At 67.6% G+C, this 25,461-nt stretch carries 18 protein-coding genes; 10 read left to right on the forward strand and 8 right to left on the reverse strand.

The window, feature by feature from the left end:
- Positions 1 to 6 precede the first annotated feature (6 nt).
- The 3 genes from ACS5PN_RS05310 to glk all read right to left on the reverse strand — a co-directional run bounded on the left by ACS5PN_RS05310 (position 7) and on the right by glk (position 5,855).
- Positions 7 to 1,521 carry a tryptophan halogenase family protein gene (locus ACS5PN_RS05310; protein WP_439462893.1) on the reverse strand — a complete coding sequence of 505 codons (1,515 nt, stop codon included), beginning with the start codon at positions 1,519 to 1,521 and terminating at the stop codon, positions 7 to 9.
- 73 nt (positions 1,522 to 1,594) lie between these two features.
- On the reverse strand, positions 1,595 to 4,396 hold the full coding sequence (locus ACS5PN_RS05315) for a TonB-dependent receptor (RefSeq protein WP_439462894.1): 2,802 nt from the start codon (positions 4,394 to 4,396) through the stop codon (positions 1,595 to 1,597).
- A gap of 466 nt (positions 4,397 to 4,862) precedes the next feature.
- Positions 4,863 to 5,855: a glucokinase gene (glk, locus tag ACS5PN_RS05320; protein WP_439462895.1), complete on the reverse strand. Its 993-nt coding sequence runs from the start codon at positions 5,853 to 5,855 to the stop codon at positions 4,863 to 4,865.
- A gap of 339 nt (positions 5,856 to 6,194) precedes the next feature.
- On the opposite strand from glk, the gene ACS5PN_RS05325 reads away from it, so the two are divergent.
- The 4 genes from ACS5PN_RS05325 to ACS5PN_RS05340 all read left to right on the forward strand — a co-directional run bounded on the left by ACS5PN_RS05325 (position 6,195) and on the right by ACS5PN_RS05340 (position 13,168).
- Positions 6,195 to 8,108 (forward strand): glucokinase, encoded by a 1,914-nt coding sequence (locus tag ACS5PN_RS05325; RefSeq protein ID WP_439462896.1) that lies wholly within the window; start codon positions 6,195 to 6,197, stop codon positions 8,106 to 8,108.
- Positions 8,109 to 8,249: 141 nt separating this feature from the next.
- Positions 8,250 to 9,404, forward strand: coding sequence for an efflux RND transporter periplasmic adaptor subunit (locus ACS5PN_RS05330; RefSeq protein WP_439462897.1), 1,155 nt, complete (start codon positions 8,250 to 8,252; stop codon positions 9,402 to 9,404).
- Positions 9,405 to 9,762: 358 nt separating this feature from the next.
- Positions 9,763 to 11,778: an ABC transporter permease gene (locus ACS5PN_RS05335; RefSeq protein ID WP_439462898.1), complete on the forward strand. Its 2,016-nt coding sequence runs from the start codon at positions 9,763 to 9,765 to the stop codon at positions 11,776 to 11,778.
- A 7-nt stretch (positions 11,779 to 11,785) separates the two neighbouring features.
- Positions 11,786 to 13,168: a TolC family protein gene (locus ACS5PN_RS05340; protein ID WP_439462899.1), complete on the forward strand. Its 1,383-nt coding sequence runs from the start codon at positions 11,786 to 11,788 to the stop codon at positions 13,166 to 13,168.
- Here the strand turns inward: ACS5PN_RS05340 and ACS5PN_RS05345 are convergent.
- The gene (locus ACS5PN_RS05345; protein ID WP_439462900.1) at positions 13,146 to 14,531 is read right to left on the reverse strand and encodes a heavy metal sensor histidine kinase; all 1,386 of its coding nucleotides are present in this window, start codon (positions 14,529 to 14,531) and stop codon (positions 13,146 to 13,148) included. The two genes, ACS5PN_RS05340 and ACS5PN_RS05345, sit on opposite strands and share 23 nt — an antisense overlap.
- Positions 14,531 to 15,214, reverse strand: a complete 684-nt coding sequence (locus ACS5PN_RS05350; RefSeq protein ID WP_439462901.1) for a heavy metal response regulator transcription factor — start codon at positions 15,212 to 15,214, stop codon at positions 14,531 to 14,533. The genes ACS5PN_RS05345 and ACS5PN_RS05350 overlap by 1 nt, the downstream gene beginning before the upstream one ends.
- A gap of 120 nt (positions 15,215 to 15,334) precedes the next feature.
- Between ACS5PN_RS05350 and ACS5PN_RS05355 the strand changes: the two genes are divergently transcribed.
- Both ACS5PN_RS05355 and ACS5PN_RS05360 read left to right on the forward strand, forming a co-directional pair.
- A complete protein-coding gene (locus ACS5PN_RS05355; RefSeq protein WP_439462902.1) occupies positions 15,335 to 15,835 on the forward strand; it encodes a hypothetical protein in 501 nt (166 codons plus the stop codon).
- Between the two features lie 29 nt (positions 15,836 to 15,864).
- A complete protein-coding gene (locus ACS5PN_RS05360; RefSeq protein ID WP_439462903.1) occupies positions 15,865 to 16,653 on the forward strand; it encodes a glutaminyl-peptide cyclotransferase in 789 nt (262 codons plus the stop codon).
- 9 nt (positions 16,654 to 16,662) lie between these two features.
- On the opposite strand, the gene ACS5PN_RS05365 is transcribed toward ACS5PN_RS05360, so the two are convergent.
- On the reverse strand, positions 16,663 to 17,109 hold the full coding sequence (locus tag ACS5PN_RS05365; RefSeq protein ID WP_439462904.1) for a DUF4440 domain-containing protein: 447 nt from the start codon (positions 17,107 to 17,109) through the stop codon (positions 16,663 to 16,665).
- A 176-nt stretch (positions 17,110 to 17,285) separates the two neighbouring features.
- Positions 17,286 to 18,464 carry an acyl-CoA dehydrogenase gene (locus ACS5PN_RS05370; protein ID WP_439462905.1) on the reverse strand — a complete coding sequence of 393 codons (1,179 nt, stop codon included), beginning with the start codon at positions 18,462 to 18,464 and terminating at the stop codon, positions 17,286 to 17,288.
- 149 nt (positions 18,465 to 18,613) lie between these two features.
- Between ACS5PN_RS05370 and ACS5PN_RS05375 the strand changes: the two genes are divergently transcribed.
- Positions 18,614 to 19,489: a LysR family transcriptional regulator gene (locus tag ACS5PN_RS05375; RefSeq protein ID WP_439463694.1), complete on the forward strand. Its 876-nt coding sequence runs from the start codon at positions 18,614 to 18,616 to the stop codon at positions 19,487 to 19,489.
- Between the two features lie 80 nt (positions 19,490 to 19,569).
- Here the strand turns inward: ACS5PN_RS05375 and ACS5PN_RS05380 are convergent, their stop codons facing one another.
- Positions 19,570 to 20,400 carry a nidogen-like domain-containing protein gene (locus ACS5PN_RS05380; protein WP_439462906.1) on the reverse strand — a complete coding sequence of 277 codons (831 nt, stop codon included), beginning with the start codon at positions 20,398 to 20,400 and terminating at the stop codon, positions 19,570 to 19,572.
- 532 nt (positions 20,401 to 20,932) lie between these two features.
- Between ACS5PN_RS05380 and ACS5PN_RS05385 the strand changes: the two genes are divergently transcribed.
- The 3 genes from ACS5PN_RS05385 to ACS5PN_RS05395 all read left to right on the forward strand — a co-directional run bounded on the left by ACS5PN_RS05385 (position 20,933) and on the right by ACS5PN_RS05395 (position 25,342).
- Positions 20,933 to 22,933: a hypothetical protein gene (locus ACS5PN_RS05385; protein WP_439462907.1), complete on the forward strand. Its 2,001-nt coding sequence runs from the start codon at positions 20,933 to 20,935 to the stop codon at positions 22,931 to 22,933.
- Between the two features lie 56 nt (positions 22,934 to 22,989).
- Positions 22,990 to 23,946 (forward strand): Lcl domain-containing protein, encoded by a 957-nt coding sequence (locus ACS5PN_RS05390; protein WP_439462908.1) that lies wholly within the window; start codon positions 22,990 to 22,992, stop codon positions 23,944 to 23,946.
- 79 nt (positions 23,947 to 24,025) lie between these two features.
- Positions 24,026 to 25,342, forward strand: coding sequence for a hypothetical protein (locus ACS5PN_RS05395; protein ID WP_439462909.1), 1,317 nt, complete (start codon positions 24,026 to 24,028; stop codon positions 25,340 to 25,342).
- Positions 25,343 to 25,461: the final 119 nt, after the last annotated feature.

Consider the following 25,461-nt stretch of genomic DNA (forward strand, 5'->3'; position numbering starts at 1 on the left):
TGGGTGTCAGGCGGCGGCACGGCAGTTCTTCGCGATGAACTCTTCATGCGAGGGCATCACTTCGACACAGTTGGCGATGACCTCGCGCACGCCCTGCAGATAAGCCTCAGTCTCGGCCTCGTCGATCAGGTCGGCCAGCGGGTGGTAGCCCTGGGCCTTCAGGTTCTGGCCGTGCATGACCTGCAACCAGCCCACTTCGGCGAACAGCTCCGCCCCTTCGCGCACGATGCGGCCATTGCGCTGGTAGAGCTCGATCTTGGCCGCCAGCGTGTCGGGAATGCTCATCTCACGGCAATGGCGCCAGAAGGCCGAGTCGTCGCGCTGGTTGACGTGGTAGTGCAGGATCAGGAAGTCGCGGATGCGCTCGTACTCGAAGCGCGACAGGCGGTTGTATTCGTCGATGTCGGCCTGGTCGAAGCCGGCGGAGGGGAAGAAGTCGATCAGCCGCGCGATGGCCGTCTGCACGAGGTGGATGCTGGTCGACTCCAGCGGCTCCATGAAGCCGCTGGCCAGTCCCATGGAGACGACATTGCGGTTCCAGGCCTGGCGGCGCATGCCGGTGGTGAACTTGAGCGTGCGCGGCTGGGCCAGCGGCTTGCCGTCGAGGTTGGCGAGCAGGATGCTTTCGGCCTCGGCCTCTTCCATGAAGCGGCTGCAGAACACATGGCCGTTGCCGATGCGGTGCTGCAGCGGGATGCGCCACTGCCAGCCGGCGGCGTGCGCGGTGGCGCGCGTGTAGGGCAGCAGTTGCGCCGAACTCTCGCAGGGCACGGCGATGGCGCGGTCGCAGGGCAGCCATTGCGACCAGTCCTCGTAGCCCGTGTGCAGCACCTGCTCGATGAGCAGGCCGCGAAAGCCCGAGCAGTCGATGAAGAGGTCGCCCGCCACGGCGCGGCCGTCTGCCAGCAGCACCGACTCGACACGGCCGCTCAGGCCGCTGAGGCGCGCATCGACGATGCGGCCCTCGACGCGCGTGACGCCACGCGCCTCGGCGTACTTGCGCAGATAGCGCGCGTACAGGGAAGCGTCGAAATGGAAGGCGTAGGCGATCTCCGCCAGCGGCGAGTTGCCGGCATCCGTCACCGGGCGCATGAAGCGGCCGCGGGCCGCCGCGGCACGGGTGATGGAGTAGTCGGCCAGATCGCCGGCCTTGCCGTGCTGGTTCAGCTTGCGCCAGTAGTGCTCGAAAGGCACGGTACCCAGGGCCTGGCCGATGCGGCCGAAGCCGTGCATGTAGCGCTCGCCGACCTTGCCCCAGTTGACGAATTCGATGGCGAGCTTGAAGGTCGCCTGCGTCTCGCGCATGAACTCGTTCTCGTCGATCTCCAGCACCTGGTTGAAGCGCTGGATCATCGGGATGGTGGCTTCGCCGACGCCGACCGTGCCGATCTCCTCGGACTCGACGACGGTGACCTGGATCTTGTTCTTCAGCAGCTTGGACAGGGCCGCTGCGGTCATCCAACCGGCCGTGCCGCCGCCAACGACGACGACATTCCGGATGAGACGTTGTGCTTCGTGCATGAATTCCCCGAAATGAAAAGGCCCCCGCCCGGACGATACCGAACAGGGGCCCTGGAAAGAACCTTTCCGGTGGTCAGAACTTGTAGTTCACGCCCATCAGATAGGTCTTGCCGTACTTGCGGTTCGTGGACGGATCCAGACGCGACTGCTTGTACTCCGTGTAAGGCTCGTTGTTGACGTTGTTGGCCTGCAGCAGCAGCGTCAGGCCCTTGAGCCAGCCTTCCTGGAAGTTGTAGGACATCTGGGCATCGGTCACGCGCTCGGCCTTGATGTAGATCAGTTGGCTGTCGCCGTACTGGTCGCTGATGGAGCCGACGAAGTCCGTGCGATAGCGTTGGCCCACACGCGCCTCGAAGCCCCACTTCTCGAAGTACAGCGCCCAGCCGCGCGTTTCCTTGGACAGGCCCGGCATCGAGATCGACGGCGTGGTCAGGCCGCTGTTGAAGCCGGAGCTCGGCAACGACAGCGAGCTGTGGGTGCGCGAGTAGTTGGCCTGCACGCCGAAACCGTCCAGCCAGCTGGTCACGATGTTCAGCGGCACCGAAGCCGCCAGTTCCATGCCACTGATGTTGCCGCCGTCGCCGTTCACCGGCGCCGTGCGCAGACCGATGGGGGTGAGCGGCGTCGGCGTGTTGGCGGTGATGTAGGGCGTGAAGTCATAGGCCTGAGGCACGCGCAGGATGTAGGTGCTGAGCTTCTTGTAGAAGCCCGCCACGCTCACATAGGCCTGCTTGCCCCAGTACTTTTCATAGGACAGGTCCAGCGCCGTGGCGCGGAAGGGCTTCAGCTCCGGGTTGCCGCCGTTGCCGCTGATCACGTGGCTGGTGCCGTCGACGTTGAAGTCCAGGCTGGCGCGCATGTCGTCCAGCGTCGGGCGGGCCAGCTGGCGGGCCAGGGCGAAGCGCAGCGTGTTGCCGTTGCCCAGGTCGCCGACCAGGTTCAGGCTCGGCAGGAAGTCGTAGTACTTCTTGCCCAGCGTGTTCGTGCCCAACGCGCAGACGTCGCCCGGGCAGGCCGCGGTGCGGTCAGCGCTGAAGGCGGTCGAGCTCTGGTCGGTATTCACGAGTTGCGCACCGGCATTGCCGCGCACCGGGATGCCACCGAGCGTGGTGTCGATGCCGAACTTGGCATAGGCGGTGGCGACCTTCTCGGTCACGACCCAGTTCTTGTTGGCGATGTCCGGCACCAGCTTGGAGGCGATGGTGTAGATCGAGCCGATGGAGCCGTCCGGGTTCCAGGCCACGTAAGGCGTGCCCGTCTGCGGGCCGACGGCAGCGGTGCCGCCCGGGACCGTGACGCCGGCGAACGGGTCGCTGGCGGCAGCCACCAGCAGACGGCCTTCCACGTAGGTGCGGGTCTTCTTGCGGTCGGAGTAGTTGAAGCCCAGATCCATGTCGCTGAAGATGCCGCCATCCAGGCTGCGCTTGGCGCTCAGGCGGAAAGCGTTCAGCTTGTCGTCGGTGCCGGCCACCTTGGAATAGCCGGCCTGCGGCAGACCGGGGCCACCGCCCCAGCCTTCCACGTCGGTCAGCTTGATCTTGTTGACGTCGTCCAGCGCGTAGGGGAAGGTGTACTTGGCGCTTTGCACGCTGTTGCCGTCAAAGCCGGTCCACGACACGCTGCCGCACAGTGCGGGGTTGGCCTTGCAGTTGCCGGTCAGGCCCGCCGTGGTTTCCAGGTGCGGTGCATTGCGCTTGGCCTCCGAAGTCGCCAGGTCCAGCACGCCGGTCCAGTCGCCCATCACGAGCTGGTTGTTCCAGCCGATGGAGTGCACCTTGTCGTGGTTGGCATCCACGTCGTTGCGCGACACGGCCTTGAAGCCATTGAGCGAACCGGCGGTGATGACGCCACCCGTGACGGTCGTCGGCGTGACGGTCGTGCCGCCGTAGTTCTGGCCCCACTCGGGGAAGGCCGGCGCCAGCGGAATCTGTGCGCCCTGCTCCAGTCGCTTGTCGTCGTACTTCGTATAGAAAACGTCCAGCGTGCTGTTGAAGTTCTTGTTGGGCTTGTACTGCAGCGTGCCCATGAAGGCGTCGCGCTGCTGCGTGCCGCTGTCGATCAGGTCGTTGAAGCCGCCAGGCGCCTTGCCCAGCGTCGCGACGGGGCAATTGCCGCCCACATTGGAAACCGGGCAGACGTTGTTGACGCCCCACGAGCCGAAGTTCTGCTGCGTGCCGAGCGTTTCCTTCAGGCGTGCAAAGCCCAGAGCCACGCCGATGGTGCGGTCGGCGAACTGGTCGATGTAGGCGAGGTTGACGCGCGTGCCGTTGCCGGCTGGCGTGCTCAGGCCCTTGCCCAGTTTTTCGTCGCGGTAGTTGATGGCCACCACGCGTTCGGAGAAATTCAGCGGGCGCCGCGTCTCCATGTTGATCGTGGCCGACAGACCCTGGCCCACCAGGCCAGCGTCCGGCGTCTTGTACAGGGTCACGCCGCTCATCAGCTCCGACGGGTACTGGTCGTACTCGACATAACGGCTGTCGCCGGTGGAGACCTGCTCGCGGCCGTTCAGCAGCGAGGTGGCGAAGTCGGGCGCGAAGCCGCGCACGCTGATGCCCGACGCACGGCCGGTCGCGGCGTTGCGCTGCGCAGCCACGCCGGGCAGGCGGGCGATGGACTCAGCGATGCTGGTGTCCGGCAGCTTGCCGATGTCTTCGGCGGAAATGGCTTCAACGATGGAGTCGCTGTTGCGCTTGACCGAGATGGCGTCCTCGATGCCCTTGCGGATGCCGGTCACGACGACCGTCTCGAGTGCTTGCGGGGCCGCGGCCTGCTGTGCCATCGCGCCGGTGGCGGCGATCAGCAGCGTGCAGCCGACGGCGACCGGACTGATGCGGAAGGACGCTGCGCCCCCGCGCTTGTCTTGGCTCATGGTCATGGATGTCTCCTCTAGTTCATTGGAAAACGGTTGGCCCGAACGGCGCTGCCGGGTTCGTCGGCCTGCGACTCGTGGGCGAGAACCCAACGTCTCGACCATGTTTGTATCAAAACTAGATTTTTTTCCGCACCTGCGTAAACCCTAGACGTTGCGAAGAAGCGACCCGATTTCAGGCCAAAACCGCGGGTAAACCAGCATGGAATTGATACTTCTGGCCGGACGTCATGTTTGACAACCTCGTCAGAAGCCAAATCTTGTAGCGCAACTACAGGCTCAACTTAGGGGTTAACAACAGGGTCGGCGGGCACGACTCAATCCGCGCGATAGGCGCGTCAGCACCGTCGCGCGTGCCACCCGCATGCAGGGCACGGACGGCTACGGCGAAGCGAAACCGGCCGCATGAAGCGGCCGGCATGGCGAAAGACGAGGGAGGGAAGAGATCGCGCGCAGACCTGCGCGCGGCGCGTCAGGCGTCGGCCTGCTCCAGCGCCAGGGAGGCGCCGGACAGCGCGGCCAGCGTGTCGGTGATGAGGGCCGTGGGGATGCCCGCCAGGAAGGACTGGAAGCGGCCCTTGGCCTCGAAGCGGGCGCGGAACTCCGACTGGAAGAAGCGCTCGCCCAGGCGCGGCACGATGCCGCCGCCGATGAAGACACCACCGCGCGAACCCAGGGTCAGCGCAACGCTGCCGGCAAAGCCGCCGAGCATGGCGCAGAAGACATCCAGCGTGCGCGAGCACGCCGGCGACTCGCCCGACAGGCCGCGGGCGACGATCTGCTCGGTCGGCAGCGCGCTGACATCCTCGCCCTGGTCCAGTGCCGCCGCGACGCAGCGGCACAGCACCGGCAGCCCGATGCCCGACAGGAAGCGCTCGGCCGACACATGCGGGAACTCGCGGCGCGCGTGGCTCAGCACGGCGCTCTCGAAATCATCGGCCGGCGCCAGCGTGGCGTGGCCGCCCTCGCCTGGCAGCGCTAGCCAGCGCCCCGGCGCGCGCACGACACCGCCCACCCCCAGGCCCGTGCCCGGGCCGATGACGGCCATCACCGTGCCAACGGCCACATCGCCCGTCGCCGGCGGCGGCGCACCCCAGGCGCGCAGCTGGTCGGCTCGCAGTCGCGGCAGCGACAAGGCCTGGGCCTCGAAATCATTCAGGCAGAGCAGTGTCTTCAGCCCCAACTCGGCCTGCGTGGCCGAGCGCGAGAAGCTCCAGGCGCCATTGGTCAGCTCGATATGGTCACCGTCCAGGGCCGTCGCCAATGCAAACGCCGCGCTCTGGGGTTTGGCCTTGCCGGCCGGCTGCCCTTCCAGATAGGCGCGCACCGCAGCCGCGGGGCCGGCGTTGCCGGCCACTGAAAGCACCCGCACGTCTTCGACCGCAGCACCGGGGCCGGAGACCGTGCCAAAACGGGCATTGGTACCGCCGACATCGGCGACCAGCCAAGGGTAAGCGGCACTCATGCCAGAACTCCCGAAACAAGGATGGATGAAAGGCTGCGGATATTCAGGCGTCGGGCGTCGGCAAACACGGGCTCAAAGGATGAAATTTCGGTCGCGGCGGACGGTAGCAAAACTACATGAAATCAGCAATACACGCTCACCCTGTGTTTTGATTTGCGGGTTGGAAAACGCTTTCAAATCCAGCCAACCCGGCCATCGCCCTGGGGAAACTCGATTGCCGAGGGCCTGTAGTGAAGCTACAACCTGTTTGAAGCCCGCAGGCCGGAAACCGGTGTCGGCGGGCCATCAGCGCGCCTGCTGATAATCGCCCGTCTTTCCTTCAGGATTGCTTCAGCGCCCATGCCCCGTTTCGACAGCCCCCGCCTGCTTGCCGATATTGGCGGCACCTATGCCCGTTTCGCGCTGGAACTCGGCCCGGGTGAATTCACGCAGATGGCCTCGCTGCGCTGTGCCGACCATGCGGATTTCCATGCCGCCGTCAGCGCCTATCTGCAGGGCCTGAACTGGCAGGACGCAGGCGGCCCGCAGCAGATCGCCCACGCCGCCGTCGCCATCGCCAACCCGGTCGAGGGCGACCGGGTGCGCATGACCAACTACCACTGGCAGTTCTCCATCGACGAGATGCGCCAGCGCCTAGGGCTGGACACCCTGGTCGTCGTCAACGACTTCACCGCCCTGGCCATGGCCCTGCCCCGCCTGGCCGAGGTGGACGTGCATCAGGTCGGCGGCGGCCAGGCGCGCCGGCCCAGCGTCATCGGCCTGCTGGGCGCCGGCACGGGCCTGGGCGTGTCGGGGTTGATCCCGGCCGGTGAAGGCTGGATCGCCCTGGGCACCGAGGGCGGCCACGTCAACTTCGGCCCGCGCGACGAGCGCGAGATGGACATCCTGAAGTTCGCCTGGAAGACGCTGGATCACGTCTCCTACGAACGCCTGATCTCCGGCCCCGGCCTGGAGCTGATCTACAAGGCCCTGGCGGACCGCAACGGCGTCGCCAACGCGGAAAGCCTGCTCGCCCCCGCCATCACCCAGCGCGCGCTGGAGGACGGCGACAAGCTCTGCCTGGAGACGCTGGAGGTCTTCTGCGGCCTGCTGGGCACGGCCGCGGCCAACCTGGCGGTGACGCTGGGGTCGCTCGGCGGCATCTACATCGGCGGCGGCATCGTGCCGCGCCTGGGCGAGTACTTCGACCGCAGCCCTTTCCGTGCCCGCTTCGAGGACAAGGGGCGCTTCCACGACTACGTTGCGGCCATCCCGACCTTCGTCATCACGGCCGAGCACGCCACCTTCAAGGGTGCCTCGGCCATCCTCGAAAACCAGCTGCGCCATCTGCAGGCCTCGCCCGGCTCGGCCATCCTGGGCCAGATCCGCCGCGCCCGCAGCGAGCTGTCGCCGGCCGAACTGCGCGTGGCAGATTTGGTGCTTGCCCAGCCGCGCTCGGTGCTGAACGACCCCATCGCCGAGATCGCCCGCGCCGCCGGCGTCAGCCAACCCACGGTCATCCGTTTCTGCCGCTCGCTGGGCTGCGAGGGCCTCTCGGACTTCAAGCTGCGCCTGGCCTCGGGCCTGACGGGCACCGTGCCTGTCACCCACACCCAGGTCAACACCAACGACTCCATGCTGGAGCTGGGCGCCAAGGTGCTGGGCAACACGGCCAGCGCCATCCTGCAGGTGCGCAGCCACCTGAACCGCGACACCATCGATCGCGCCATCGACATGCTGCTGGCCGCCAGCCGCATCGAGTTCTTCGCGCTGGGCCATTACGGCGTCGTCGCCCAGGACGCGCAGTTCAAGTTCCTGCGCTTCGGCATGCCCTGCGGCGCCTACACCGACCCGCGCCTGCAGCTGCTGGCCGCCGACGTGCTGCGCGAGGGCGACGTGGCCGTCGTCATCAGCAGCGGCGGCCGCCTGCCCGAGCTGATCTCCGTCGTCGAGAAGGCCCAGGAGCGCGGCGCCAAGGTCGTGGCCATCACGGCCAGCCAGAGCCCGCTGGCCAAGAAGGCCGACGTGACGCTGATCGTCGACCACATCGAGGACATCGCCACCCACCTGCCCATGGTCAGCCGCATCCTGCATCTGCTGGTCATCGACATCTTGGCCGTCGGCGTGGCCATGCGCCGCAACCCCGACAGCATCGCCGCGCTGACCGCCGGCGCCGAGGACGACGATGCCAAGCCGGCCCGCGGCGCGGCGACGGCGGCACCCGGGGTGAGCATGGCTTCGCCGCTGGCGCGGCTGACCTCGCACAGCCGATGACTTTCGGCAAGGCCGGCAGCATTCACCAAGATGGCTGATGTCGCCGGCCGCGTGCCGTTCGACTGATACGCTAGGCCGCACATCGATCCATCAAATTGACGCCAGCCAACGAGGCGTAGACCTCGTGGTTCTGGGAGGGACATGAAGAAGACTTCGTTTCTGAAACGCTGGCGCGTGCGCCTGATCGTCATCGCCGTGATCGCCATCGGCGGCGCCACCTGGTGGTTCACCCGCACGCCGCCTGCGCCACCGCCACCGCCCACCGGCGTCGTCGCGCTGGCCGACGTGACCCAGGCCGTGCAGGCCGCCGGCGTGCTGCAGGCCAAGACCAAGGTCGACGTCGGCGCCCAGGTCAGCGGCCAGGTCCAGACCATCCACATCGAGCTGGGCCAGCAGGTCAAGAAGGGCGACCTCCTGGTCAGCCTCGACCCCGAGCTGGCCCGCAGCGACGTCGCCCAGGCCGAAGCCGCCGTGGCCCAGGCCAGCGCCTCCATCGACAGCCGCAAGGTCGACGCCGACGCCGCCCGCCGCGAATTGAAGCGCCAGCAGCGCCTGCTGGCCGGCCAGGCCACCTCGGGCAACGAAGCCGAGAAGGCCGAGATCGAACTCGCCAAGATCGAAGCCGACCTGCGCGGCCAGGCCGCCAACCTCAACAGGCTGCAGGCCGAGCTGGACAAGCGCAAGGTCAACCTTTCCTACACCCGCATCACGGCGCCCATGACGGGCACCGTCGTCAATCTGCCGGTGCAGGTCGGCCAGACACTGATCTCGGTACAGATCACGCCCGTCATCCTGACGCTGGCAGACCTGGACACCATCACCGTGCGCACCAAGGTGCCCGAGGCCGACATCCAGGCCATCAAGGTGGGCCAGACGGCGCGCTTTTCGACGCTGTCGGGCGAAGGCAAACGCTACGAGGGCAAGGTGCGCGTCATCCAGCCCGTGCCCGAGCGCGCCGGCAATGCCGTTTTCTACAACGTGCTCTTCGAGGTCGACAACCGCGAGCGCGCCCTGTTCAGCGACATGACGGTGCAGGTCGACATCGAGACCGGCTCGGCCAAACAGGTGCTGGCCATGCCCGTCGTGGCCCTGGGCGAGCGCGGCAAGGACGGCCGCTACACGGTGACGGTGCTGGACGCCGCCAACAAGCAGACGCCGCGCCAGGTCAAGGTGGGCCTGCAGGATGGCGCCAAGGTGCAGGTGCTGGACGGCCTCAAGGCCGGCGAGAAGGTGCTGCTGGCGCCGCCGAGCGCGGCGGATGCGGCGGCGTCGGGTGCGAGCGCGGCGAGCAGCTGATGCGATCGGGTTTTCGTCGCTTTGGCTTGGCGCCAAGGCCCAGCCGGGAGTTCGCCCCGGCGGGCGACCTACTTTCTTGTGCGCACAAGAAAGTAGGCAAAGAAAGCGCCCCCGAACCGCCCGCCCCTCGCAAATCGAGGGGTGCCCTGCGATGCTCACTCCTTGAGGCCCCGCGCAAAACTCCCGCCGCTACGCTCTGGTCAAACAGTTGCGCGGAGTCAGTGCTTGAAGCGTGCTGCGCACGCGGCCTCAAGGACCTGCGCTTCTCGGCGGGCTCAAAGGGGGGAAGAGAAATACCTCGTTGCGAACGGCTGGCGGGCTTCGCAGTCCGCTCTTCATGCCACCAGGAGGCAACCCCATGCCTCTGATCGAACTCAAAGACGTCGCCCGTCACTACCAGCTCGGCGAAATCGACGTCCCCGCCCTGGACGGCGTCAGCCTCAATATCGAGGCCGGCGAGTTCGTCGCCATCATGGGCCAGTCAGGCTCGGGCAAGAGCACGCTGATGAATGTGCTGGGCTGCCTGGACAACCCGACGCGCGGCAGCTTCGTCATCGACGGCCACGACGCCAGCACCCTGGGACCGGACGAGCTGGCAGCGCTGCGCCGCGAGCGCTTCGGCTTCATCTTCCAGCGCTACCACCTGCTACCCCACCTGGACGCGCGCGCCAACGCCGCCCTGCCCGCCGTCTACGCGGGCGTGGGCACCGGCCCGCGCGGCGAGCGGGCCCGCGCCCTGCTGGAGCGCCTCGGCTTGGGCGAGCGCCTGCACCACCGGCCCAACGAACTGTCGGGCGGCCAGCAGCAGCGCGTCTCCATCGCGCGAGCCCTGATGAATGGCGGCCAGATCATCCTGGCCGATGAACCTACCGGCGCGCTGGACTCGGCCTCGGGCGCCGAGATGCTGCGCCTGCTGGAGGAGCTGAACCAGCGCGGCCACACCATCATCCTGGTCACTCACGATGCCGCCGTCGCTGCCCATGCGCGCCGCGTCATCGAGCTGAAGGACGGCAAGATCGTTGCCGACAACGGCACGCCGGCCAGCCATGTGCCGCCGGTCGAGCTGCCCAGCGATGCACCGCCGGTCAAGGAAGGCGGCCGGCTGCGCCGCCTGCAAGTGCAATGGCGCGAAGCCGTCGCCACCGCCCTGCTCGCGCTGAAGGGCAACCGCCTGCGCACGGCCCTGTCCATGCTGGGCATCAGCATCGGCATCGCCTCCGTCGTCAGCATCGTGGCGCTGACCACCGCGGCCCGAGCCTCAATCGAGACCGACCTCAGCAGCCTGATCTCGGGCCGCATCCCGGTCTGGCGTGGCAACCCCAGCCTGCCACCGGGGGCCGTGCCCCAGCCCTTTCGGCCGCACGAGATCGACTCGCTGCGCGCCCTGCCCGGCGTCAAGGGCGTGACGCTGAACCGCCAGATGCAGCTGACCGCCCGCCACCAGTCGCGCGACGCCATGCTGGAAGCCGTCGGCGGCGACGCCAACACGCTGAAGGCCCGCAAGCTCAAGCTGGTGCAAGGCCGCTATTTCAGTGCGATGGACCTCGAGTCGCGCAGCCAGGTCGTCGTGCTGGACGAGAAATCGCGCGATGCGCTGTTCAAGAAGAACGAGTCGCCCATCGGTCAGCTCGTCTTCGTCAACCCGGGCATGGCGCCCGATACGCAACAGGCCGCCGCGGCGGGTGCCCCGCCGCCGCCCACGGCCGCCCTGCCCTTCACCGTCGTTGGCGTCGTCGCACCCGAAGGTGGCGCCTTCAGCTTCGGCAGCTGGCTGGGCCAGCTCTACCTGCCCCAGACCACCTTCTCGCGCAAGCTCGACGCCCGCCCCGACGTGGACAACTTCGATGTGCTGCTGGACCTCAGCGTGCCGCCCCAGCAGGTGCGCGAGCAGATCATCCACCGCCTCAAGGCCCTGCACGGCGCCGAGGACTTCGGCACCTGGAACGGCGAAGAGGAGTTCCGCAAGTTCCAGAGCGTGACCAGCGCGATGGCGGCCCTGTTCGCCGGCGTCGCGGCCATCTCGCTGCTGGTGGGCGGCGTGGGCGTCATGAACATCATGCTGGTGTCGGTGTCGGAGCGCACCCGCGAGATCGGCATCCGCATGGCCGTCGGCGCGCGCCAGGGTGACGTCAGGCTGCAGTTCCTCATCGAAGCCATCGTGCTGTGCTGCCTGGGCGGCCTGGTGGGTGTGTTCCTGAGCTGGCTGGCGGCGCAAGCCGTCAACGCGGCCCAGCAGCATCTGCATGTGGACGTCAGCTGGGCAGCCCTGGGCGTGGCCTTCGCCGTGTCCAGCGGCGTGGGCCTGATCTTCGGCACCCTGCCGGCGAGGCGCGCTGCAGCCCTGAGCCCGGTCGACGCGCTGGCACGCGAGTGAGCAAGACATGAAATTGAAACTGACCGCCCTCGCCACCGCTCTGCTGCTCGCCGGCTGCGCCATCGGCCCCAACGTCAAGGCGCCGGAAGTCGCCCCGCCCACTGCCTGGAGCCTGGCCAGCGGTGACGTCAAGCCCGACTGGGCCGGCCTGCTCGACCCCCAGCTCGCCGCCCTGCAGGCCCGCGCACTGGAAGCCAACCGCGACATCGGACTGGCCGCGCAACGCTGGAAGCAGGCGCAGTTGCTGGCCGAGCAGAGCGAGCTGCGCTGGGTGCCCAGCGCCGGCCTGTCGGCCAACGCCAGCCGCCCCCTGGAAACCCAGAGCAGCACGCGCAATGTCGACGTGGGCGGCGTCACCATTCCGGTGACGACCTCCACGGGCTGGAGCCGCAGCTACGGCGTGTCGCTGGGCGTCGGCTACGAGCTCGACCTGTGGGACCGCCTGGGCCAGACCACGGCCGCGCAGCGTGCCCAGGCCGAGGCCGCGCGCACCGACATCGCCGCCGCTCGACTGCTCATCCGCAGCCAGGTCGCCGAGGCCTACTGGACGCTGGCCTCCATCCGCGCGCAGCGCCCGCTGGCCCAGGACCAGTTGGCCATCACACGCGAAACGCTGGAGCTGACACGCGCCCGCGTCCGTGAGGGCAAGCTGCTGCCCATCGAGCTCGACAAGATCGCCGTCACCGTGCAGGCCACCGAGTCCCGCCTGGCCGACTTCGCCGCCGACGAGCTGCTGCAGCGCCAGCGCCTGGCCCTGCTGCTCGACGAGCCCCTGCCCGGTCCAGCACCCGAGGCCGTCCTGCCCACGGACGCACCGCCGCGCTGGCGCTTGGCCGAACCGGCCGACGTGCTGGCGCAGCGGCCCGACGTGCAGCGCGCTCGCCTGGGCGTAGACGCCGCTCTCGCCCGCCTGCGTGTCAGCGAGGCCGAGCGCTATCCGCGCCTGAGTTTCTCCGCGGGCTTGAGCACCGGCGGCACCCAGGCTCGCGACTGGCTGTCTCAGCCGCTGGCGGCCTTTGCCGCCAACCTCGCCGTGCCGCTGATCGACTGGCAACGCCTGAACCTGCAGCGTGACGGCGCCCGCAGCGAACTCGACAGCGCCGCGCTGACGCTGCGCGACACGCTGCAGAAAGCACTGGCCGACATCGAGACCCAGCGCATCGAGGCCGACCGCACCGCCCAGCAGCTGCAGGCCAATGCCGGCCGGCTGAAGGAAGCCGTCGAGAACGAGCGCCTGGCCAGGTTGCGCTACGAGGTCGGCGCCATCTCGCGCGCCGACTGGCTGCAGATCCGCAGCACCGTGCTCGACGCCGAGCAGACCCGCCTCAGCCTGCGCCTGCAACAGTGGGTCAGGCAGGCGGCGCTGTTCAAGTCGCTGGGCGGGGCTTGAGCGGGAAGACCAGCTCGAACCGGATCGTGCCCTGCGGCGTGCAGCTCACACGCGCCTCGCCGCCATGCAGGGCCATGATGGCCTTGACGATGGCCAGCCCCAGGCCGCTGGACTCGGCGGGCCGGCCGCGCGCCGCATCGGCGCGGTAGAAGCGGTCGAAGAGGCGTTCGAGCTGCTCGGGCGGGATGGCCTCCCCATCGTTCTCGACCGCGATCGTCGAGGCCGCTTCGCTTTCCGAACCGATCAGGCGGACCGTCGTGCCCGGCCTGCTGTAGCGCAGCGCATTGACCACGAGGTTGTGGACGGCGCGACGGCACAGGGCCGTATTCACCGACGCCGAGCCCTGGGCCTGCACCGCGAAGCGCAACCCGGCCTCGTCGGCCGGCCCCTCGAAATACTCGGCAATCAGGCGCAGTTCCTCGGCCATGTTCAGCGGCGTGCGCTGGACGTCGAGCGTGGCGTGGTCGGCCTGGGCGAGGAAGAGGATGTTGTCGACGATCAGCCGCAGCCGGTTCAGCTCTTCCAGGTTGGATTCCAGCAGTTGCTGGTACTCCGCCGGGCTGCGCGCGCGGTTCAGCGCGACCTGGGTCTGGCCGATCAGCGTGCCGACCGGCGTGCGGATCTCGTGCGCCAGGTCGGCCGAGAACTGCGACAGCCGCTCATAGCCAGTCGAGAGGCGGTCCAGCATGGCGTTGAAGACGGCCACCATCTCGCGCAGCTCCTGCGGCGCGTCGTGCTCGGGCAGGCGGATAGCCAGGTTGATGGGGTTGATCTGCGCGGCCTGAGCCGCCACGCGATGCAGGGGCCGCAGGCCGTGGCGCAGCACCAGCCACACGAGCAGCGTCACCGCGAGCATGGCCATGGCGGTGCCGGTGATGGCCTTGTCGCGGCTCATGGCAATCATCTGCATCTCGCTCACCAGCGGATGGCCAGCCACGATCTCGATAGGGACGCCGTCCGGTCCCGAGCCGCTCAGGGCCGACACCCAGTGCATGCGTGGCTGGCCCGGCACGTCGTGCACCTGGCCGACCACCAGGCCTGGCGGCAACGCGGCACGCGCCGGATTGATCTCGACGAGAGGCGCCTCGCCAGAACGGCGCAGCACCAGCACATCGTCGGCCGAGCCGAGCAGGGCCTCGAACAGCATCGAGCGCTCGCGCAGCTCCTCCACGGTGCGAACGTCGCCCACCATGCGGCGAAAGTGCTCGGCGCGCGCCATCAGCTGCTCATCGGCATGGGCCAGGATGGCCGTGCGGGCGCTGAAGAAATAGAACATGCCCAGCATGCACGTCGTCCACGCGGCAATCAGCGCGCACAGCAAGGTGACCCGGACGGCCAGCGAGCGCGGCAGCCAGCGCTGCATCATTCCGTGTCCTCCGGCACATCGCCAAACACATAGCCCACGCTGCGCACCGTGTGGATCAGCGGCTTTGCGAACGGCCGGTCGACCTTGGCACGCAGGCGCTTGATGGCGACGTCGACCACATTGGTGTCGCTGTCGAAATTCATGTTCCACACCTCGGAGGCGATCAGCGTCCGGGTGAGGGCCTCGCCCTGCCGCCTGACCAGCAGGTGCAGCAGCAGGAACTCCTTGTTGGTCAGCGCGATCTCGTTGCCCTCGCGCGTGACCTTGCGGCGCAGCACGTCCAGCTTCAGGTCGGCTACCTCATACACGTCGGCCTCACGCGCCACGCCGCGCCGCAGCAGGGTACGGATGCGCAGCACCAGCTCCGTGAAGGAGAACGGTTTGACGAGGTAGTCGTCGGCACCCAGCTCCAGGCCGCGGATGCGATCACTCAGTTGATCACGAGCCGTCAGGAAGAGCACGCGCACATCGCCCTTCTCGCGCAGCGCCGGCATGATCTGCCAGCCGTCAATGCCGGGCAGGGTGACGTCCAGCACCACCAGGTCATAGGCATTGTTCAGCGCCATCTGCAGGCCATCGGTGCCGGTGCGCGACAGGTCCACCGTGTAGCCACTCTCGCGCAGCCCCTTCTTCAGGTAGTCGCCCGTCTTGGGGTCGTCCTCGATGACCAGGATCTTCATGCGGCTGGATTGTCGACAGGCCGCGCGGCCCAGTGGATGACGTTTTTGTCATCCACATGTCACCCCCGGCCGAAGGCGGAATTTCTACAGTTTCGCCGTCATCCACACCGCCCTTCCCTCATGCCTCATCCCCTCTCGACCCTGGGCATCGCACACACCGTGATCAGCCTCGTACCGCTCGCTGCCGGCCTCTGCGCCTTCGCCCAAAGCCGCGCGATCCAACCCGGCACCACCGCGGGCCGCATCTACCTCGGCGGGCTGCTGCTGTCGGTGCTGACGGCTTTCGGCCTGTCCAGCACGGGCGGGTTCAACCCGGGCCATGCCCTCGGCATCCTGGCCCTGCTCGCCGTCTCGGGCGCGCTGCTGGCCCCGCGCCTGTCCTTCCTGGGCCGGGCCCGCCCCTATCTGGCCACGCTGGGCTTCTCCTTCAGCTTCTTCCTGCTGCTGGTGCCCGGCATCAACGAGACCCTGACCCGCCTGCCCGCGGCCCATCCGCTCGCGACCGGCCCGGACTCCCCGCTCGTGAAGACCGCCCTGCTCGCCTGGCTGGGCCTGTTCATCGCCGGCTACACGCTGCAGGCGCTGGCCTTGCGAAAGCAAAGAACTGCTGCAGACAGCTGAGCGCCCCTGGCATCGGCTAGGCTGACGGCATGCGCTTCCAGCCCTCCTTTGCCTCCCTGCCGCGCCGTGCCGCGCTGGCCCTGTTCGCCTCCGCCCTGGCCGTTCCGGCCCTCGCCGCCACGCCCGTCCAGGGCTTCAAGGTCGTCAAGAGCTACCCGCATGACGGCGACGCCTTCACCCAGGGCCTGTTCTTCCACGACGGCTTTCTGTTCGAAGGCACCGGCCTGCGCGGCCGCTCCAGCATCCGCAAGGTCGAGATCGAGACCGGCAAGGTGGTGCAGCAGGTCGACCTGCCGCCCGACGTCTTCGGCGAGGGCATCTCGCAATGGGGCGACCGCCTCATCGGCATCACCTGGACCGAGCAGACCGCCTATGTGCTCGACCTCAAGAGCTTCAAGCTGTGGCGCAAGTTCAGCTACCCCGGCGAGGGCTGGGGGCTGACCCACAACGACAAGGAGCTGGTCATGAGCGACGGCGGCCCCGAGCTGCGCTTCCTCGACCCGCAGACCTTCAAGGAGCTGCGCCGCGTGCGCGTGACGGCGGATGGCAAGCCCATCGACCAGATCAACGAGCTGGAATGGGTGGAAGGCGAGGTGCTGGCCAACATCTGGCAGACCGACCGCATCGCCCGCATCGACCCCAAGACCGGCCGCGTGACCGCCTGGATCGACCTGCGCGGTTTGCTGCCCGACAACCTGCGCGCCAACCCCGACGCCGTGCTCAACGGCATCGCCTACGACGCCAAGACCAAGCGGCTGTTCGTGACGGGCAAGCTGTGGCCCAAGCTGTTCGAGATCCAGCTGACCAAGCCGCGCTGAGGCCGGGCCTCAGGTCCCGAAGTCGAACACGATCTCCCAGCCGCCGGCGGCCTTGCGCCGCCACGTCGACTGGAAGCGGCCGACCTGCTTGCCCTCGGGATCCTTCACCGGCCCCGTCGTGCGGGCCAGGTCGCCGCTGGGCAGCACCAGGGCCAGGTCGGGCCCCCAGCTGAAAGGCGGCTTGGGTGCCGTCAGCCAGCCGTTCCACGCCTTCATGACGGCGTCCGGCCCGTGCAGGGGCTCCTTGCCCATCCAGATGGTGTCCGCCGCCAGAAAGCTGCGAAAGGCGGCGACGTCACGAGCTGCAAACGCCGCGGCGAAGGCCGTCTCGGTGGCCGATACCTCGGCCACGCGCTTGGCGATCTCGTCGGCACTTGGCCAGGAGGCCGCCGAGGCCGTTCCGGCAGCGGCGGGCAGCGTGGCGGCAGCGAGCAAGGCGTTGCGGCGAGTCGTCATCGGCGGTCTCCTGTTGAAGAGACCGCAGCATGCCGGGCCGCCGCTGCCCTGTCTTTAGTTACTCTGAATCGGTTGGGGACGGAGCTGCCCTGTGGGCAGGTCCATCCCGCAAGGACAACCCGCTGAGTCAGTTGAGGACGGAGCTGCCCTGCGGGCAGGTCCATCCCGCAAGGACATCAGAAGGCCGCAATCCCCGTCTGCGCGCGCCCCAGGATCAGCGCATGGATGTCATGCGTGCCTTCATAGGTGTTCACGACTTCCAGGTTGACCAGGTGACGGGCGATGCCGAACTCGTCGCTGATGCCATTGCCGCCGAGCATGTCGCGCGCCATGCGGGCGATGTCCAGGCTCTTGCCGCAGCTGTTGCGCTTCATGATGGACGTGATCTCGACGGCGGCCGTGCCCTCGTCCTTCATGCGGCCCAGGCGCAGGCAGCCTTGCAGGCCCAGCGTGATCTCGGTCTGCATGTCGGCCAGCTTCTTCTGGATGAGCTGGTTGGCCGCCAGGGGCTTGCCGAACTGCTTGCGGTCCATCGTGTACTGGCGGGCGGTATGCCAGCAATCCTCGGCGGCACCCAGGGCACCCCAGGCGATGCCGTAGCGGGCGCTGTTCAGGCAGGTGAACGGTCCCTTGAGACCACGCACTTCGGGGAAGGCGTTCTCCTCGGGGCAGAACACGCCGTCCATGACGATCTCGCCGGTGATGGAGGCGCGCAGGCCCACCTTGCCGTGGATGGCCGGGGCGCTCAGGCCCTTCCAGCCCTTTTCCAGCACGAAGCCACGGATCTGGCCGCCATCGTCCTTGGCCCAGACGACGAAGACGTCGGCCACCGGGCTGTTGGTGATCCACATCTTGCTGCCGGTCAGCGCATAGCCGCCGTCGACCTTGCGAGCGCGCGTGACCATGGAGCCGGGGTCGGAGCCGTGGTTGGGCTCGGTCAGGCCGAAGCAGCCGATCCATTCACCGGTGGCCAGCTTGGGCAGGTATTTCTGCTTGGTGGCCTCGTTGCCGAATTCGTTGATGGGCACCATGACCAGCGACGACTGCACGCTCATCATCGAGCGGTAGCCCGAGTCCACGCGCTCCACCTCGCGGGCGATCAGGCCGTAGCTGACGTAGTTGAGGCCGGCGCCGCCGTACTCGGTCGGGATGGTGGGGCCCAGCAGGCCCAGTTCACCCATCTCGCGGAAGATGGCCAGGTCGGTCTGCTCCTTGCGGAAGGCTTCCAGCACGCGCGGGCGCAGGCGGTCGGTGCAGTAGGCGGCGGCGGCGTCGCGCACCATGCGCTCGTCATCGGTCAGCTGCTCGTTCAGCAGCAGCGGGTCGTCCCAGTGGAAGCTTGCCTTGGTGGCCATGGTGGTGTCCTTTTTGAGATTGGCGTTGGCCCGCGGGTGACGGGGCGCGTATGGCGCCCAGTATTCCTCTGGCCGCGATTCGTGTCCAATTCAGAAAACGACTTCGACGATTCGCAATGCCTATCGACACGCTCAGCCGCGCCACGGCGATGGAGTTCCGCCATCTGCGCTACTTCCTCGCCTTGGCCGAGGAACTGCACTATGGCCGCGCGGCCCAGCGCCTGGCCATCTCGCAGCCGCCGCTGTCGGTGGCCATCCAGCAGCTGGAAGCCAGCGTCGGCGCCCGCCTCTTCGACCGCGACAGCAAGGGCGTGCGCCTGACGCCCGCCGGCGAAGCCTTCCGCGGCAGCGCCCAGGCCCTGCTCGACCGCGCCGAGGACGCCTGCGCCCTGGCTCGCGAGGTGCAGGCCGGCGAGGTGGGCCGGTTGCGCCTGGGCTTTGTGGGCTCCACGCTCTTCAACGGCCTGTCAGCCTGGTTGCAAGCCTTCCAGGCCGGCCACCCCAAGGTCGAGGTCGTCGTCGTGGAGCTGAACTCGCAGGACCAGATCGATGCCCTGCTCGGCGAGGAACTGGACCTCGGCCTCGTCCACACCGACCGTCTGCCCCCCGCCCTCACCTCGCAGCCGCTGTACAGCGAACCCTTTCTCGCCTGTCTGCCCGCCAACCATCCCGGCGCCAAGCTGAAGAAGATTCCGCTGGCGACGCTCAGCGACCAGCCCTTCATCCTGTTCTCGCGCAAGGGCTCGCCCGACTACCACGCCCGCATCGTCGAGATCTGCCGCCAGCACGGCTTCTACCCGCGGCTGCAGCACGAAGGCCGGCACTGGCTGTCGGTGGTGTCGCTGGTGTCGCAGGGCCTGGGCGTGTCCATCGTGCCGGCGGCCTTCCAGCAGGCCGGTATCCAGGGCGCGGTCTTCAGGCCCCTGGCCGAGGCCATCGAGCCGTCGGCCGTGTTTGCGGCGTGGCGGCGGGATTCAACGGCAGTGCTGAGAGAGGTGTTCCTGGCGTCGCGAACCGCGCGCTGAATTGCGCCGGCGCATGAAAAAGGCGGCCCGCAGGCCGCCTTGACGAGGCCTTGCGGCCTCATGCGATGTGATCTGTCAGATCAGGCTTGAGCCTTGCGGCGGCGCAGGCCGGCAGCAGCGGCCAGGCCCAGGCCCACCAGGGCCAGCGAGGTCGGCTCGGGCACGGTGTTGGGCACCACCACGGCGCCGTTGCGCACCGAGAACTTGTACTGGCCGGTCACGCCGTCGTTGGTGTGGCTCACCAGGGCGTTCGGACCGTTGTCCAGCAAGGCGCCGTTGACCAGCGAACCGGCCAGTTGGGCGTAGGTGCCGGCGGCGCCGGTGCCGCGGGCGTAGCCGACGGAAGCCGAAGTGCCGCCGAAGCCGCCCGTGCCGCCGCTGGCGTCACCGGTTTCCCACTGGATCTGGTCGTAGTTGAAATAGATGTCGAAGTCGCCAGCGCTGTTGCCGGCCGAGGCGTCCACCAGGATCAGCTCGAAGGTGTTCAGCTTGTCGACGTGCGAGCCGTAGTAGCCGACCAGGTTCCAGGTCACGCCGAAGGCGTTCGCGCCAGCGTAGGTGCCGGTGCCGTACTTGACGTTGCCACCACCATTGCCGCGCGTGTCGACGTCCGAGAAGAAGGCCGCAATGATGGGCAGGCCGCCGTAGGCTGCCGTCAGGCCCGTGGCCGTGAAGGTGCTCTGGGTGGCACCGAAGGTGACGTAGCCGTTGTTGCTGACGAAGGTGCTGTTGTACGACGTGCCGAAGTAGTTGGCCGTGAAGCCCAGCGAGGTCGAGGCAGTGGAGCAGTCGTCGCAGATGGCGACGGTGCCGCCATTGGTGAAGCCACCCACGACGGGGCCGGCTTGTGCCGCCAGGCTGGCAATGGCCAGGGTGAGACCGGTGGCGAACTTACGAGAAATCAATTGCATGCTCCAGGGTTCAAAACGTAGGTGATCGGAAGTTGAAATCGTTAGCAAACATCGAGCCATACACGCAAATCGTTGATTTCAATAGGGTTTTCCATAGACCAGGGAAAGCCCTGTAAAGGCGGTTGACACCCGCAAACAAAGGGTTGCGTCCCGTTTCGCCGCGATCCAGCGGGCCGGCAGGTCGATGCCAGGACGGTTTTCAGGCCGTTGGCCAAGACCTTTGGACGCCTGGCGATATTGGCGCCATGGACGAAAAGAGCGTCCGGCCATTCATGCCTTGCCCTCTTTCACACGCGCGCCATCCCTAAGTTATTGGTTTCCGCCCTCGAATATCGCGAGTCATCTCATTAAAAGAAAATTAAAATAGGAAACACCAAAGGCCAATATAAACATACTGCAACAAATGGTTTCACAATTGAAACTATTCTTTAAATGTCAATTCATCCGCATATCCATTGCGGCATTTGCGCTTGCCAACTCCATGGCGGGTTGCGGAGGCGGCGGTGGGAGCGCGGCTCCGGGACCGCAGAGCGTGGCCAGCAGCGCGCCGGCGGGCCCGACGACCGTGATGGGCAGCGTCTACCCGGCCGTTGCTGGCTTGGTCTTCATCGAATACGACGCCGACGGCAACGAACTGCAAAGCTCCACCACGACAGACGCCGAGGGCCGCTTCAGCCTCGTCGGTCCGCTGGCCGGAACGCGGCTCCAAGCGCTGCGAAGCACATCCGAGAGCCGGGTCGCCCCGGTTTATTCGACACAGCTGCGGGCGACGTCGCAGCAAGCCGCCAGCTTGCAGGTCACGGCGCTGACCACCTGGTACGACCAGCTGCGCGAACACGGCGTGGCCGAAGCTGACGCCGCCACCCACATCGCCTCGCTGGTGGCCACGAACTGCCTCGCCGCGTCGGATGAAGCCGAGCGGCAGCAGGCCAGCGCACTGCATGCCGACATGGTGGTGCCCGACAAGAACCACGACTGGCTGCTCAGCGCCGTCTCGGCCTATCTGCAGTCTGCACGGGAAGTCGGTCTCGGCCCGCTGGTCGACTTCACCGGCTGGACCCAGGTGCTGGGCAAGCGAGGCGAACTGCTGTCACAGCTGTGCCAGTATTCCGCCACCCTCTCTGCCGCCAGCTGGAAGGCGACGCAGGCGCGACGCCTGCAGACCGAAGCCAAGGTTGCCGTTGTCGACACCGCAAGCCTGGACACGGCCATCGCCGATGCCAGGGCCCAGGGGCTCGCGTTGCTGGCTCGGCGCGTGCAACTGCTTGAATATCCCGAGCAGACGGCCTTCCTGCAGTCGCAGGCCAGCGTCGCGCCCGGGCAGGTGGTGTCGCTGGGCTCCGACTTCGTCATGGCCCAATACCAGCAGCGGGCTCCTGCGCCCAAGGCCCAGGCCCTGGTGGCGCCACCCACGCCCACGCTGCTGGCTGTCACCTCGGCGGGCCAGATCGTCAGCGCACTCCAGGCGAGCGCCAAACCCACGACGCAAGCGCCGGCGCGGCTGCGCCTGTGGAACCGCAGCGAAGACGACAAGCGGGTGAACCTCACGCTCAACGGCCAGAACATGGCCGACTTCAACGGCGTGCTGGAGCAGATTCTTGCGCTGCCCGTCGCCTACACCGGCGAGCCGCTGTATCGCAAGGCCTGGCGCTACGTGATCGCCCACCGGCAGCGCACCGTGCCGGTGGCCATCGGCAATTTCCAGTACCAGCCCGACCTGTGGCTGCGCTCCGTCGGCTCCAGCTATTGCGAGGCGCAGGCCACGGTGCTTCACTTCATCTGGAAGGCCATGGGCTACGAAGCACGCGTCATCGGGCTCACGGGTCATGTCGTGCCCGAGATCAAGATCGACGGCCGCTGGCAGGTCTTCGACCCCTACCTCGCCACCTACTACACCGATCGCAGCGGGACGAACATCGTCGGCGTCAGCGAACTGCAGCAAGACCCCAGCCTGGTCAGCAACCCCGCGACGCCGCTGCTGCCCGTGTCGGACACCGCTTATTCCCAGCTCATCGCCGACATCTACGCCAGCATCGACGACAACTTTCTGTTGTTCTCCGTGTTGACGCCCACGGCGCAGCCCATGGGCAACGAGCTGCAGATCCCCGCTGGCGGATATGCCGACTTCGAAGCCTCCGCAAGCCTGGCGCGGCCGTCGACGGAACCCGGCTACGAGGTCGACATGGCCCAGCTGCGGCTGTGGGTGCCGCCCGGCTACAAAGGCACCCTCAAGCTGCCTCTGCTGCTCGTGGACGTCAAGGGCGCGGGTCAAGTGAAGATGTTGGGGCGCAGCCTCGACCCGTCGGTCACCGATGTCCGGGCCCTGCTAGACGACTTCCTGCTGCTGAGCAATTCGGACGTCGGCGTGACCGAGCTCGCCATCGACGCCGTCGGCACCGGCGGGCTCACCCTGACGCTGATGCTCAACCCGCTGTATTTCAGCAACGGCCAGCAACTGACCGTTCGCGCCTTTGGCCCGGACGTCAAGGGTCTGAGCTTCGACGAAGACGCCTCGCTGAAGCCTGCGCAGTAGCTGCAGACCGGCGGTCAAGCGGTGTCTCGGGCCCCACCTCTAAGATGCCGGGCCCCATGAAGCCCGCTCGCCGCCCGACACCCGCACCCGCCAAACCCAGGCGTGCCTGGCTCCTCACCGCCCTGCTGATCGCCGCCGTCGCCTTCGCTATCTTTGGCGGGCTCAGGAAGGTCCAGTCCTGGTTCCTCGGCACGTCGGACCCGTCGCGCTATGTGCTGCTCGAGTTCCCCTCGGGCATGGTGCTGGATCGCAAGACCCAGTTGGTCTGGCACCGCTGCCCCAAGGGCACGGAGCTGGACCAGGATGGCGTCGGGCCGCTCTGCAAGGGCAATGCGGACTGGGTCGACGTCGAGCTCGCAGGCTCCGTGGAGAAACACTTCTCGCAGTACGGCGAGCCCTGGCGCCTGCCCAGCGTCGACGAACTCAAGGGCCTGTCCATCGCGCCCGATCGCTGCTGCTACTCACTGGACCCCATCGCCTTCCCGGTGATCGAGGAACAGCCCGAGCGCATCGTCGGCGAGGGCTATGCCTTCCACACGGCAGCCATCGACAAGGCCCTCCGCGTCAGCACACGCGTGGACATGAGCAACGGCAGGACGCGCGAAGAGCCGCTGCGCCAGGAGGCCTATCTGCGCCTGGTGCGCAAGGCCACGCGCGAGGAGCTGTCGAGCTGGTCCAGCACCAAGGCCATCGACCGTTCCCAGTTCAACAGCAGCAACGTCAGCCTCAAGCCACGGGCCCATCCGCGCTCGAACTGGTTTGTCGAAGGCCGCAGCGACGCCATCGGCAACGGCTGGCTCAACGGCAGGGAATGCTCAGACATCACGGACAACCAGCGCCAGCGCGGCTGCCGTGACGGCGTCCAGGCCAACGTGAATGCCCGGCTCAAGCAGGGTGTCGAATGGGCCAAGAGCTACAAGCCGGCCACCACCAGCGACTGCAGCATCCCCGACCCCTATGCCGTTCAGGGCTGCCAGCAATACGTCTACCGCTACGTGAGCGACAAGCCTTAGCACGCGCCACGCGGCCGGCGGGCTGCACTTGTCACCATCCATTGCAGCTGCGCGAGTCATTTGGCGGTATCAATGGCGGATGCGATTCCATGACGACGAAAAGACCAAGAACAAGCTCGGTCCGCTGCTCCTGCTGGCCGCTTCCCTCAGCCTGACCGCCTGCGGCGGAGGCGGCAGCAGCCCCAGCCCTGCCCCGGCACCAACGCCTGCCCCCGCACCCGCACCTGCACCTGCACCTGCACCTGCACCTGCACCGGCGCCGGCGCCTGCACCAGCACCTTCTCCCGCACCTGCGCCAGCGCCGACGCCAGCCCCCGCGCCCGCTCCAGCGCCCTCACCTGCACCCGCGCCCGGCGCGGCGCCGCAGATCGGCGGCTGCGATGTCTTCCCGGCCACGGCCGTGTTCAACACGCGCATTGACGACGCACAGCGCTTTCCCGTGCATGCCAGCAGCGCGACCTGGATCAACAACATCGGCGGCACGCGCGCCTTCCACCCCGACTGGGGCAGCAACGACAACCAGCAGCAGACGGCCGATTACTACGGCATTCCGTACAACGTCGTCGACGGCACCAGCGCCACCACCGCCTGGCCCACGGTGGCCTTCAACCCCACCGATCCGCGCGCGGGTAGTGGCGACAGCGCGCCTGACGAGAGCGACTGCGCCGCGCCCGTGGCCGGTGGCTACAACCTCGTGCACGACTGCACCACGCTGACCGCAACCAACCGGCGCTTCCCCTTCCCGCGCGACAACCTCATCAAGGCCGAGGCCGGCGCCTGCAATGACGCCCAGCAATGCGGCGACCGCCATGTCCTCGTCGTCGAGCAGGGCAGTTGCCGGCTGTGGGAGAGCTACGCCAGCTACCAGCTGAACGGCCAGTGGTACAGCTACTCGACGGCCGCCTGGGACATGAAGACCAACACCATGCGCCCCGACACCTGGACCTCGGGCGACGCCGCCGGCCTGCCCATCCTGCCGCTGCTGGCGCGGGCCGCCGAGGCCAGCGCCGGCGAGATCCGCCATGCCCTGCGCGTCACGCTGCGCGACAGCGTGCTCGCCCGCAGCCATGTCTGGCCCGCGCGCCACGACGCCGGCGGCGCCACCGCGGGCGGCGTGCCCTTTGGTGCCGTCATGCGATTGAAGTCCAGCTTTGTGCCGCCGGCCTCGTGGAGCACCCAGGCCAAGGCGGTTGCAGTCGCCATGCAGCGCTACGGCCTCTATGTGGCCGACATCGGGTCGGACCTCTATGTGCAGGGCGAGCCGAATGCGCAGTGGCAGGACGGGACGATCTCCAACCTCAAGGCGCTGAAGGTATCGGACTTTGAATTCGTGGACATGGGGGCGATCACGAGGGACAGCCGGTTCAGCGGCAATTCCTTCCAGGCGAATTGGTGAGCACGACGGCGCGGCACGACGCGGCGCCATGGCCCGCGTGTAAGCAGACTGCCGGCCACGCCGACTGCGTCCGACGTCCGGCTCGCGGTCGTCGTGCATTGGCGCCAGCGCAATGCGGG

Source organism: Roseateles sp. NT4 (assembly GCF_051857475.1).
In the GTDB taxonomy this organism is placed as follows: Bacteria; Pseudomonadota; Gammaproteobacteria; order Burkholderiales; family Burkholderiaceae_C; genus Pelomonas.